This window comes from Paenibacillus sp. 1_12, from assembly GCF_900114475.1.
Lineage (GTDB): Bacteria > Bacillota > Bacilli > Paenibacillales > NBRC-103111 > Paenibacillus_S.
Map to the genome: position 1 here is coordinate 358,353 of NZ_FOTE01000003.1, position 12,174 is coordinate 370,526.

Consider the following 12,174-nt stretch of genomic DNA (forward strand, 5'->3'; position numbering starts at 1 on the left):
GCTCATGTACTTAATAAATGGTCAACAAAAAACCGTATCGCGCAGGAAAGTCCTGTGGATACGGTTTTTTTGTTGTGATTACTTGCCGCCCATTTGCTTGTTAGCATCACGAACAACATTGAACTTGCTGTCATCAGATGTTGTGTAGCCGCGGTGGGAGTATACTTCATAAATGATTTCTTGACCTTTTGGATCTTGACCGATAGCAATGAAAGCATCGGAAATTTTCTTGCGCCATTCATCGCTCATGTCAGTACGAACAGCGATCGTATCATTAGGAATCGGAGCGGTGAAGAACAGAACGCGTGTTTTGGAGAATACATCTGGAATATCCTTAACAACGTTCAAGCGAGCATCTTGGAACACTGCCGCTGCATCAACTTCATCATTTAATACGGCTAACACGCCTTTATCGTGACCTTTAACGACGATGCCTTTAACGTCTTTATCAGGATCAATGTTTTTCTTTTTCAGTTCAAGACCTGGATAGATGTAACCGGCGGAGGATGTTACATCCTGCCAAGCTATTTTCTTACCCTTTAGATCTTCAATCGTCTTGATTGGGGAATCTTTTTTGACGATAATCATCGATTTGTAGGAATCAACAAGCTTTGTTTTATCTTCTTGTCCGGTTTCATCATTAACGCCATAACGTTGAGCTTGAAGCAATAAATCAACTGCTTTTTTATCGTCATGAGCCAATACATAGCCTGTTGGAGGCAAGAAACCGATATCTACTTTTTTGGAAGCCATAGCTTCAATGATCGTGTTATAGTTAGTGGAGATCGTTACTTTGACTGGAATACCAAGCTTATCGCCAAGCAGCTTTTCAAGTGGCTTTGCTTTGGCTTCCAAGGTTTCAGCGCTTTGGGAAGGTACGAATTGTACATTTAATTCTTTAGGTGCATACCCTTTTGCGGCTGGTGCTGGAGTTGGAGCAGGTGTTGCTGCTGGTGCTGGTGTCGGTGCTGCTGTCTGCCCACAAGCTGCTGCGATTCCCGCGGTAAGAACCAGCGTCAGGCTTAAGGATGCAAATTTTTTAAACATGTCTTTTTGACCTCCTGTTAATTGTAAAATACAAGCTGCCTCTACTATAGCATAATATATCCAAGAGGGCAGTAAATAATTTATGAATTTATGATTAACACGTTATATTTGCGTTAGTTATTCCATGAACTGAATATTTTATATATTACATATGATGATAGGGAAATCGGAGACAATAAAATGAAGAGCTGCCTTACCTTGAAGCATCTTGGAATTGTTTGTTATAGTATGTAGAAAGATTATTTCTTACAATATCCCATAATCGACAGGAGCCATCCATTTAATGAATACATCCGTACAGAAGACTTTAACCATCCTGCAAACAAGTGACCTGCACGGCTTTATGCTGCCCATTCAATATGCAAATAATGAGTCTGCCGAAATTGGATTTGCCCGAATCGCAACTTTAATTGAAAAAGAAAAGGCCAATCAGGAGGCAGTCCTTGTAATCGATAACGGGGATTTGATCCAAGGTACGCCTCTTGCTTATCATCATGCCCGACTGGATGCAGAAGCTTCTAATCCAATGATCAGTTGTCTAAACAAGCTGCATTATGACGCTGCTGTCATTGGCAATCATGAGTTCAATTACGGGCTACCCCTATTGAATAAAGCAGTAAAGGAATCGGCATTCCCGTGGCTTTGTGCGAATATTGTTGATAACGAGAGCGGAGAGCCATACTTTGGACAGCCCTACATACTCACAACCTTCGACAACAGCCTAACTGTTGCCGTTCTTGGATTAACGACCCCTTATATTCCGAATTGGGAAAAAGCTGAGCATATCGCGGGCCTGCGATTCGACAATGCTGTCGAGTCCGCGCAGAAGTGGGTTGCTTATTTACGAAACGAGAAGAAGGCGGATGTCGTTGTCGTGTCCTATCATGGCGGATTTGAGCGTGATCTGGATACAGGAGAACCGACGGAGCCGTTAACAGGAGAAAATCAAGGATATATGCTGTGTCAGGAGGTGAAGGGTATTGATGTGCTGCTTACCGGCCATCAGCACCGGTCGATTGCAGGCAAAAGCCTCAATGGAGTCACGATCATGCAACCAGGAAGTCAGGGAGCATTTCTTGGGAAGGTGCAGCTTCATATGGAGCATACAGAGAACGGTTGGCGTGTTCTGGAGTCCACCTCCGAGCTGTTATCTCCTGCTGGCGTTCAGCCGAAAGCAGAGATTGTAGACCTTCTGCAGCCGCATGAAGCCCTAACGCAAAAGTGGCTGGATCAGCCGATCGGCAAGCTGCTGGGCGATATGCGGGTTACTGACCCCATGGCACTGCGGTTAAAGGAGCATCCATTGATCGAGTTTATTAACAGGGTACAGATGGAGCTTTCAGGGGCACCGATATCCAATACAGCTTTGTTCGATAACATCTCTCCAGGGTTCCCAACTGATATTACAATGAGAGATATTGTATCGAACTATATATATCCGAATACTTTGCAGGTGCTGAGAGTGAGCGGACAGGACATTAAGGATGCGCTGGAGCATTCTGCATCCTATTTTGCCCAATACGAGGGTGGTCCCGTCCAAGTAAGTACAGCCTTTAGCGAGCCTAAGCCGCAGCATTACAATTATGATATGTGGGAAGGGATAACTTACAAGCTTAACATATCGCGGCCGGAAGGCGAGCGTGTGCTCGATTTGGGCTACCAGGGGCATCCCTTGGATATGAACAGTCATTATGACGTGGTGATGAACAATTACAGGGCTGGCGGGGGCGGAAACTATACGATGTTTCATGGCAAGCCCATTGTTAAGGATATTCCGACGGACATGGCTGAGCTGCTGGCATCCTACATTATGGAAAAAGGCACTATCGAAGCAGCCTTAAACAGCAATTGGGAAGTGGTTTGGGATTAATTTGGAGTATAGGCAAGTTATAGCAGGGAACTTGTGGGATTTACTCGAATAAGTATGGATACTGAGTACCTTAAAGGGAGATAAACCATGCCTGCATATACGAGAAAAGCAAGACGGATTTCGAGGAGCGCTTCTTCATTCGGACAACCGCAGCAGCAGCTTGAGGAGCGGCGGCAGCACAACGGTTCCATGACTTCTATGCATGAGCCCGTATCTCCGGCGGAGGTTATGCAGCTCCAACAAACGATAGGCAATAAGGCTGTTGCCCAGTTGATGCGTTCGAGAGCTGCAATTCAACGCAGAATGGAACCTCTGGAAAAAGAGGCCGACAAGGAAAAGCACGGAATGCCGAGCCAGTTAAAGGAAGGTGTAGAAAGCTTATCTGGAATGGGAATGGACGATGTGAAAGTTCATTACAATTCCTCGAAGCCGCAAGAGCTTAATGCATTGGCCTATGCGCAGGGCGCTGACATTCATTTGGGTCCGGGTCAGGAAAAACATCTGCCGCATGAAGCCTGGCATGTTGTTCAACAAAAGCAGGGGCGGGTTAACCCGACGATGCAGGCGAAGAGCGGAGTCTCCATTAATGACGATGCTGCTTTGGAATCAGAAGCTGACCGGATGGGCCAGCAAGCGGTCCAGATGAAAACTGAAGGTGGTGTCATTCAGCTTCAGCAGACCGAAATTTACGTAAAAAATATTACCGGATCATATACAGACACTGGTGGCGTCGTGCACGAGTTTCAGTATGATGGTGAGGAGCATGTGGCTACGACCAAATCTCACCCCAGAGGCAGGGTTGACTATGATACGCAGGTCAAAAAGCTGTTGAAGAAAAACAATATTGTACCCAGAACGATTGCCGATGCCCATATTACAGTTTCTTATGAAAGCTTCGGACGAAAGCTATAGAGCATCTCTTGTGGTGCGTGCTAATAGTAAAAGGAGTCTCCACTGGTGGAGGCTCTTTTTAAGTTGCCGTTAAGATATTAAATTACTGTAAAAAATACTTTACTATAGTAACGCATTAATGTATTATCTAAGTGTAGTGATAAAGCATGAGGAGCTGGTCATATGTCAGACAGAACACAGGTTGAGCCGCGTCAAGCGCTGCAAAGCATCAAGCCTTATACCCCAGGTAAACCGATTTGGGAGGTTCAGCGGGAGCTGGGATTAACGAAGGTGGTGAAGCTTGCTTCCAACGAAAATCCATTGGGGGCTTCACCCAAAGGCATACAGGCTGTACAGCAATTTTTGGCTGAAATTCATCGTTATCCGGACGCCGATGCCAAAGATGTGAATGCTGCTATTGCCGCAAAATTAAATTTGCAATCAGGGCAAATTATTGTCACTAATGGTGGGGATGAGTTAATTTCGTTGATTTCGGAAGCTTTTTTGGAGCCAGAGGATGAGATCATCGTACCGAGCCCATCATTTACTGAATACGAGTTTGGCGCACGTTTGATGAATGCAGGTGTTGTAGCTGTACCGCTTGATCAGAACTACGACTATGACATCGATTTGATGCTGTCGGCAGTAACGGAGCGTACGAAGATTCTCTACATATGTACCCCAAACAATCCGACAGGCACCTATTTATCGAAGCAGGATATGGACAAGCTGCTTTCAGCCCTGCCCCCAAGAATACTAGTCGTGATCGATGCAGCGTACAGCCACTTTGCAACAGCAGATGACTATGCAGACGGCTTGGATTATGTGCGTAAAGGTTATCCAGTGGTTGTCCTGCAATCCTTTTCGAAAATTTACGGTTTGGCAGGTCTTCGTATCGGCTTTGGCGCTGCACCGGAGTCCATCATAAGTCATATTCTCAAGGTGAAGGAACCCTTCAACGTCAATGCTTTGGCACAAGCAGCCGCTTCTGCTGCGATTACGGATGATTTACATGTGCAGGCATCGCAGCAGGTCAATAGCGCCGGACGTGAGCAGCTCTACGAAGCTTTCTCAGCAATGGGGCTGCCATTTATCAAGAGCATGAGCAATTTCGTGCTTGTAGAGCTCGGTTCGGAGAGCAAACGATATTATGAGCTGCTTTTAACCAAGGGCGTGGTTGTGCGCTATGGAGTGATATGGGGCCTTCCGCAGCATGTGAGGATCACTGTTGGGACGAAGGAGGACAATGAGTTTTTGATTAAGGCGCTGCAGGAGACGATTTTGCAAATAAGTAAAAAGTAGTGTAAACGTTCTCCATACTATAGTATGATCGAAGCGTAGCTTGATCATGGGATCACATGAGATTGGAACCGTTTTTCAGTGCAGCTGAATCGTTCCGCAGCATCAAGAAGTCCCAACCTTAAAACGCTTATAAGTCTATAAGAGGTTGTTCAAAAAGTAGCCTTTTTGAATACACACAATTAGGGAGGATATGTAAATGAGTCTTTTGCTTTGGCCGATGGGTACACCGAATGCATTGGGTAAGGAGTCGGAAGATACGCCGACGCTTGTGCCTTACTTGGTGGAGGGGGGAGTACCAACGGCTGCTGTCGTCGTATGTCCTGGCGGCGGTTATGCCCGCAGAGCGGATCATGAGGGAGAACCGATTGCCTTGTGGTTGAATTCATTAGGTATTTCCGCATTTGTTGTCCATTATCGAGTAGCTCCTTACCAGCATCCGAACCCGCTTTCAGATGCACAACGCGCAATTCGAATCGTTCGCAGCAAGGCGAAGGAATGGAATATTGATCCCACTCGCGTCGGTATTCTCGGATTTTCGGCGGGTGGGCATCTGGCTTCTGCCAGCGGAACGCATTATGACAGTGGACGCCCCAATGCTGAAGACCCTATTGAACGGGAAGGCTGCCGTCCAGATCTGCTCGTATTGTGCTATCCAGTCATCAGCTTTACCTCCTTCGTACATATGGGCTCCCGCACAAATCTATTAGGTGATCCAGCAGATCCACAGCTGGTGGATCTGCTGTCGAGCGAAAATCAGGTGACAGCACAGACGCCCCCAACCTTCTTATGGCATACGGCTGATGACGCAGCTGTTCCTGTAGAAAACAGTCTGATGTTTGCCTCGGCGCTTAGTCACCACAAAGTGCCGTTTGAGCTGCATGTTTATGAGAGTGGGCGTCATGGGTTAGGCTTGGCAGAAGAGCAGGTGGGTGTACGTGCTTGGACGGATGCTTGCGCGATCTGGTTGGCTAAGCAAGGGTTTTAACTGCAGTTGTGCTACTGGTCAATTAGGAACAAATAGTTATAATTGTTCTTTAACTTGAGCAAAACATGATGATATGAGTTAATAGATATTGTAGCGGGCCCGCTAACGTACCAAGGAAAGGAGTGATCATGAACAATGATTCTACAACCTGAGGTGATCTCTGCGTAAGCAGGGATTCCATAATGGCGGGGAGGCTTTAGAGCCTCCCTTTATATGTTTCCGATCGATACGGTAGTGGACATTTCAACCGTACATAATGTATAATTTTGTTTGTATTAGGTTGTTATTACATGCGAATAAACGTTTCATGAAACCAAGACGAAGGGAGTGGCATTCAATGTTTGAGGGCACAGCATTTAAAGGGGTTTGGCTGAACTGAATAAGCATTTTTTCCACCACCGTTACCTGACGTCGTTGACATGGAACATGACATAGTTGGACTCTCAGGCACGATACGGCGATCGTGTTTTTTTTTTCTAATTTTAGGAGGTGTGAAGATGAAAATGCTTATCTCTTTCTCGGCGGCGCTTGCAATGAAAGCACGGAAGGAGGATTTCATCTATGGGTTACAAGAACGGAAGGGATTTTCTTCCCCCTAGTCTGCTGAAGCAGCTTCAGGACTATATTCAGGGCGAGATTATCTACATTCCAAAAAAAGAACAGACACGCGCTGGCTGGGGTGAGAATAACGGCACCCGCCAAACGATTCAGCGGCGCAATCATGAGATATATAGATTGTATGAGAACGGATCGACTGTTCTGGAGCTCATTCAAACTTACCACTTATCCGAAGATAGCATACGTAAAATTATCGTCAAAACGCGCTGTGCCACTGCCCGTCAGCACTAGCATAATAGCAGGCTGATGCGGCTGCTTCACAGCCGGTCTGGATATAAGCAATTGAAAAGACTACTATGAAAAAAGCCGGAGGGCTTTTTTTCATTTTACAAACAATCGCTGCATCTCTCGGTTAAGGAAACTGCGTACAAGAAAGGAAGAGTTGAATGCTAAGTGTGGATTTGAACTGTGATATGGGGGAAAGCTTTGGCTCTTACCAAGTGGATTGCGATGAATTGATGATGAAGCATATTACATCGGCCAATATTGCCTGCGGCTTTCATGCCGGTGATCCTGCGATTATGCAGCGGACGGTACGGATGTGTCTCAAGCATGGAGTTGCGATTGGCGCACATCCTGGACTTCCAGATCTTATTGGCTTTGGAAGGCGTAAGCTGCAGATTACAGCAGACGAAGCCTATGAGATGGTGATTTACCAAGTCGGAGCCTTATTGGGATTTGTACTCGCGGAGGGTGCTGTTCTGCAGCATGTGAAGCCTCATGGCGCCTTGTACAACATGGCGGCCGTAGACACGGAATTGGCCACAGCCATTGCCGAAGCGGTTTATCGTATCGATTCCAGCTTGATTTTATTTGGTCTTGCAGGCAGTGAGCTAATCCGTGCAGGCAGGCAGAGGGGGTTGCATGTTGCAGAGGAAGTTTTTGCCGATCGAACGTACCGAGCTGATGGAACACTGACGCCTCGCTCTGAGCCGAACGCAGTGCTGATAGAGGCAGAGCAAGCGGTTACTCAGGCGATTGGTATGATTAAGGAAGGTAAAGTCGTGACTGACACGGGCAGTATATGCGTAAGGGCAGATACCATCTGTATACATGGGGATACACCAAATGCCCCGATGTTTGCGGAGCTGATTTCGGGTCGCTTGGTGCAGGAGGGTGTTACACTTCAAGCCGCTGCTGGAATGCGCGGATAAGTGCAACAGCTCTTGCATGAATGAGGTTGAAGCCATGTTTCCAGCTTAACTCCTTCTAGATTGAGGACGCCAGTCCTCCCGTTCCGATTTTTTGATAATCTCGGTCATTCGCAATATGACGGAGTTAGCTTCTTCTTCACCATAAAGTTCCTTTAACTGTTCGAAGGTAAGGTTGTCATGAAGAAGCTTGCGTGATACACTGGAGTCTTTATACCATGCCTCGGTTATGGCGAAGAGTCCTTCCTTTTTTAACCAAACTTCATGGTAATAATGCTCCATTTCATTTATCGTTTTCATAGACATATAATAGGCTGAAATGGGGATACGGGGATCTGATAAACGTTGGCTCATTACTGAGCCTGATGAGACAGGTTGGCCAAATGTGATACAGGTAGATACTTTTTTAATAACGTAGTTAATATTATCCATATGCTCAACTCCTCTAGATAGTTCAAACGATCTAACTAAATTATTTTAATAATGATTAACATCAATATTCTAATATTAACATAGTTCTTAAGGCGTAAAAATAAGCACTATTACCTATAAATTTATAGTATAAAAATTTTACATATAAATGTAAAACAATGCTATAATACAGCTTATTATAAGTGAATTTAAACTTAGATAGGGAGAATCAAGTTAATGTCCAATTATAACATTTTATTAGCCGATGATGAAATGTCACTGCGCTTTTTATTAACTGAAACTCTCGCGGACGAAGGTTATCATATTACAGAAGCAGCGGATGGTAAAGAAGCCTTGGACCATATAAAAAGCAACAAATATGATTTAATCATTCTCGATTATATGATGCCGGAGCTGACGGGTGTAGAGGTTTGTGAGTGGCTTCGCAACAATGAAAATCCCAATCAGCATTCACCGGTTATTTTATTAACTGCTAAGGCGCTGGACAAGGACCGTGATCGGGCTCGTACTGCTGGGGTGAGCACTTATATCGTGAAGCCTTTCAGCCCACTGCAGCTGGTAGATACGGTACAACAATTAATAGAAAGCTAATTCAAGAATAATAAAGTGACTGGATGTGAAAGGTCTTGCGGCAAACGACACCTGAGGAACGTATTCGTAGAGAAGAAAAGCTGATGAAGGAAGGCCGGAAAAAATATATAGGAGAACTACGCAAGCAGCTGGTTCAACTCAGTGAACTGAGTATGATACAGGAAGCGGATATGAACCTGGATATTGCTCTTAGGCTTTATCGGCTTGTCCATACGCTTAAGGGAAGTGCACCGATGTTTGGCTTTATTCGCATTGGGTCAATTGCCGAAAAGCTCGTGCGTCGTTGGGAGTGGGCCCAGGACTTGGAACGTTCAGTCAATCAGGAAGGTTTAATTAAGAATGAGTTTCAAACATCGCTTGCTGGGAGTACAGACTTGATGCAGCAGTTGTCGATGGAGCTTGATATTTATGAGCAGGAGCTAGACTTGGATGAGCAGCAGGAGCAGATGAGCAAACGCGTACCTATGATGGCTTTGGGAAGCAGATTGCTTGTCATCGATGATGACGATGTGCTGTGCTCCTATTTGGTTCGCCGCTTTAAGCTGGAAGGTTATGAGGTTGACGAGGCCAGAGATGTAGCTGAAGCTCAAAAATTACTTAGGGAATTTACCTATGATCTGATTTTACTGGATTTGATGATGCACCCGCAATCTGGTTATGAGCTATTCGAATTTGTAAAAGAAGATCCTACACTAAAATGGATTTCGCTTGTCGTTCTTTCAGGGCGTAATCATATTCATGATAAAGTTCGCTGCTTCTATTTAGGTGCGGATGATTTTATAACAAAACCGTTTCAATATGAGGAATTAAGTGCCCGTGTGTACAGCTTGCTGAAGCGAACCAAGGACTTTGAACAGATGGCTTTTCGTGATCCATTGACAGGTGTATATAACCGGCGTTATTTTGACCATCAGGTACAAGTTGAGCTTCAGCGCATTGAACGTTATCCATCACCGATGTCTCTTGTATTTATCGATATTGATCGCTTCAAGTCAATCAATGATACCTATGGGCATCATATTGGCGATCTCGTTCTACAAGGCTTGGCACATTTATTGCAAAACCACTTAAGGTCTACCGATGTATTGGCGAGGTTCGGAGGAGAAGAGTTCGTCATTGTTTTACCGGGGATGTCAGGGGAACATGCGTTAAAAGCAATTGAATCCATATTGGAGCATGCCAGGAGTGGACCAGTAGCCCAGAATGAAGGGCAAGGCTTTCACATTACCTTTTCAGCAGGTGTTTGCGAATGGTCAAATGGGATGACGGTAGAAGAATGGATCAAAAATTCCGATGATGCGATGTATACAGCTAAGCAAAATGGGCGGAACGGAGTCCTGCTTTATGCAAATGGGATGTCTGCTGCTGCGGGTGTGGGAGAGGCTCCTCTGAAGGAACGCAAAAAGAAGATATTAATTGCCGACGACGATCGGATTCTCCGTTCCATACTTGTATCCAAGCTGCAGCATCTTCCTGTTGATTTTATGGAGGCGGTCGATGGAGAAGAGGCCTATTTGATTTTGAAAAGTCAGCCGGTTGACTTGTGTATACTGGATGGCTTGATGCCAAGGCTGGACGGCTTTGAGATGTTGGAAAGAATGAAGGAAGAATCAAGCAAAAAGGATGATTTGCGGATATTGATGCTATCCGGACGCAGCCGCGAGGAGGACTTGACCAGAGGGCTTCAGCTGGGCGTTGACACGTATATGCATAAGCCATTTTCCATGGTTGAGCTGGAAGTCAAAGTTAAGCAGCTGCTGGAGCTTGTGTAGAGAGCAGTGGAATCCAAAACCAGCAGACTTGACTTGATTAACCAACAAAATATTCGAGATAGTAACAAGCCGCGTTCACTATGCTTCAAGTGATAAATCGGGGCTTGTTGCTTTTTGGTAATATGGGGAAAGATTCTTGGGATAAATGCTGCGAACTCCGTTAGACCTACACTCATACAAATAAGACCCATGTCAGCCATCGTCGGCCGCACGGGTCTTATTTGTATGCTGTCCTGCATAGAACTGAATACAGCAGGCCTTATAGATCATCCCAGTTCAAGCTGGAGGATTTGCTGTAGTTGGTTACTTTTTGTTCGAAGAAGTCGGTCTTCATGCTGTTCATATTGCTGAAGTTTTCGACCCATTTCATCGGATGCTCAACGACCTCAGGGTAGAGGATTTCCAGACCGAGCATCTTCAGGCGCTCGTTGGATAAATATTTGATATATTGATCGATGATCTCATTGCTCAGACCGTTCATCATATCATTCGTAATATATTGGCCCCATTCGATTTCGTGCTCAACGGCGGTTTTCATCATTTGGCGCAAATCCTCGATGAGCTCGTTCGTAAAGATTTCGGGATTTTCCTTACGAATTTCCCGGAAAATGTTCTGGAACAATGCCAAATGGGTTAGCTCGTCACGTTGAATATATTTGATTTCGGATACGGTACCCAGCATTTTACCTTGACGGCCGAGCGAATAGAAGAAGCTAAAGCCGCTGTAAAAGTAAATGCCCTCCAAAATATAGTTGGCCATGATCGCACGCAGCAAGTTAACTGTTGAAGAATCGTCGATAAATTTCTCATACAGGTCGGTGATGAAGCGATTGCGGCGCAGCAGATGTTTATCTTCCCGCCATTGATTGTAAATATCGTCACGAACTTCTGCTGAGCATACACTGTCCAAGATGTAGGAATAGCTCTGGCTATGTACAGCCTCTTGAAAGGTTTGGACGGTCAGGCACAAATTAACTTCAGGCGCGGTGATGTACTCATTGATGTTAGGTAAATTGGACGTTTGCAGGGAGTCCAGGAAAATCAGGAAGCTGATAATCTTATCATACCCTTGGCGCTCATGCGGTGAAAGAAATTTATAGTCCTTAGCGTCCTGTGCCAAAGGAATTTCCTCGGGAATCCAAAAGTTATTCATCATGTTGCGGTACATTTTCGTGGCCCAATCGTATTTAACATTATTGAGCTCAATCAGGTTCGTGGTATTGCCGCCAATCATTCGGCGTTTGCCCCAATCACGGTCACCGTGTTCGTTGAACAGTTTCTTTTTTTTGAGATCCAAAGTGGATGCCTACCCCCTAAATCCCCCTGAGAGGGGGACCCCAAGGGGCGCTGCCCCCTGGACCCCCTCTGACGGGAGAGTTGCTATGTGTGTTGGTACTCGCGTTCGTGACCCGCAGTTGGGACTTGGACTCTGTCTGACGCCAGAGTCCAAATCCCAACTGCGGGCCACACGCTTAACTGTAGTGCTGTGATGGTTGGAGCGGTAAGGTTGGTGGT

At 45.5% G+C, this 12,174-nt stretch carries 11 protein-coding genes; 8 read left to right on the forward strand and 3 right to left on the reverse strand.

The annotated features are described in order from the left end of the window. Positions 1-78: 78 nt before the first annotated feature. Complete coding sequence (locus tag BM210_RS09235; protein WP_091167278.1) at positions 79-1,047, reverse strand: phosphate/phosphite/phosphonate ABC transporter substrate-binding protein; 969 nt, start codon at positions 1,045-1,047, stop codon at positions 79-81. A gap of 283 nt (positions 1,048-1,330) precedes the next feature. Between BM210_RS09235 and BM210_RS09240 the strand changes: the two genes are divergently transcribed. The 6 genes from BM210_RS09240 (at position 1,331) to BM210_RS09265 (ending at position 7,867) form a co-directional block, all read left to right on the forward strand. Beyond that, entirely contained in the window at positions 1,331-2,917 is a 1,587-nt protein-coding gene (locus BM210_RS09240; RefSeq protein ID WP_091167279.1) for a bifunctional metallophosphatase/5'-nucleotidase, read from the forward strand. Positions 2,918-3,004: 87 nt separating this feature from the next. Next, positions 3,005-3,829, forward strand: a complete 825-nt coding sequence (locus BM210_RS09245; RefSeq protein ID WP_091167281.1) for an eCIS core domain-containing protein — start codon at positions 3,005-3,007, stop codon at positions 3,827-3,829. A gap of 162 nt (positions 3,830-3,991) precedes the next feature. Further along, positions 3,992-5,110, forward strand: coding sequence for a histidinol-phosphate transaminase (gene hisC / locus BM210_RS09250; RefSeq protein WP_091167283.1), 1,119 nt, complete (start codon positions 3,992-3,994; stop codon positions 5,108-5,110). Between the two features lie 196 nt (positions 5,111-5,306). After that, on the forward strand, positions 5,307-6,095 hold the full coding sequence (locus BM210_RS09255; protein WP_091167285.1) for an alpha/beta hydrolase: 789 nt from the start codon (positions 5,307-5,309) through the stop codon (positions 6,093-6,095). A 561-nt stretch (positions 6,096-6,656) separates the two neighbouring features. Then, positions 6,657-6,944, forward strand: a complete 288-nt coding sequence (locus BM210_RS09260; RefSeq protein ID WP_076233392.1) for a CD3324 family protein — start codon at positions 6,657-6,659, stop codon at positions 6,942-6,944. Between the two features lie 155 nt (positions 6,945-7,099). Beyond that, complete coding sequence (locus tag BM210_RS09265; protein WP_091167287.1) at positions 7,100-7,867, forward strand: LamB/YcsF family protein; 768 nt, start codon at positions 7,100-7,102, stop codon at positions 7,865-7,867. A 45-nt stretch (positions 7,868-7,912) separates the two neighbouring features. On the opposite strand, the gene BM210_RS09270 is transcribed toward BM210_RS09265, so the two are convergent. Continuing rightward, positions 7,913-8,296 carry a hypothetical protein gene (locus tag BM210_RS09270; protein WP_091167288.1) on the reverse strand — a complete coding sequence of 128 codons (384 nt, stop codon included), beginning with the start codon at positions 8,294-8,296 and terminating at the stop codon, positions 7,913-7,915. A 216-nt stretch (positions 8,297-8,512) separates the two neighbouring features. Here BM210_RS09270 and BM210_RS09275 point away from each other — a divergent pair, with 216 nt between their 5' ends. Both BM210_RS09275 and BM210_RS09280 read left to right on the forward strand, forming a co-directional pair. Further along, a complete protein-coding gene (locus tag BM210_RS09275; RefSeq protein WP_091167290.1) occupies positions 8,513-8,887 on the forward strand; it encodes a response regulator in 375 nt (124 codons plus the stop codon). 35 nt (positions 8,888-8,922) lie between these two features. Next, positions 8,923-10,659, forward strand: coding sequence for a diguanylate cyclase (locus BM210_RS09280; RefSeq protein WP_256223419.1), 1,737 nt, complete (start codon positions 8,923-8,925; stop codon positions 10,657-10,659). 259 nt (positions 10,660-10,918) lie between these two features. Here BM210_RS09280 and BM210_RS09285 read toward each other — a convergent pair whose 3' ends face one another. Then, the gene (locus BM210_RS09285) at positions 10,919-11,956 is read right to left on the reverse strand and encodes a ribonucleotide-diphosphate reductase subunit beta (RefSeq protein WP_076233401.1); all 1,038 of its coding nucleotides are present in this window, start codon (positions 11,954-11,956) and stop codon (positions 10,919-10,921) included. Positions 11,957-12,174 lie beyond the last annotated feature (218 nt).

Coding starts and splice junctions, on each gene's coding strand:
- BM210_RS09235 (WP_091167278.1), bottom strand. CDS start 1,047: ATGTTTAAAAAATTTGCATCCTTAAGCCTGACGCTGGTTCTTACCGCG.
- BM210_RS09245 (WP_091167281.1), top strand. CDS start 3,005: ATGCCTGCATATACGAGAAAAGCAAGACGGATTTCGAGGAGCGCTTCT.
- BM210_RS09270 (WP_091167288.1), bottom strand. CDS start 8,296: ATGGATAATATTAACTACGTTATTAAAAAAGTATCTACCTGTATCACA.
- BM210_RS09240 (WP_091167279.1), top strand. CDS start 1,331: ATGAATACATCCGTACAGAAGACTTTAACCATCCTGCAAACAAGTGAC.
- BM210_RS09260 (WP_076233392.1), top strand. CDS start 6,657: ATGGGTTACAAGAACGGAAGGGATTTTCTTCCCCCTAGTCTGCTGAAG.
- BM210_RS09255 (WP_091167285.1), top strand. CDS start 5,307: ATGAGTCTTTTGCTTTGGCCGATGGGTACACCGAATGCATTGGGTAAG.
- BM210_RS09275 (WP_091167290.1), top strand. CDS start 8,513: ATGTCCAATTATAACATTTTATTAGCCGATGATGAAATGTCACTGCGC.
- hisC (WP_091167283.1), top strand. CDS start 3,992: ATGTCAGACAGAACACAGGTTGAGCCGCGTCAAGCGCTGCAAAGCATC.
- BM210_RS09265 (WP_091167287.1), top strand. CDS start 7,100: ATGCTAAGTGTGGATTTGAACTGTGATATGGGGGAAAGCTTTGGCTCT.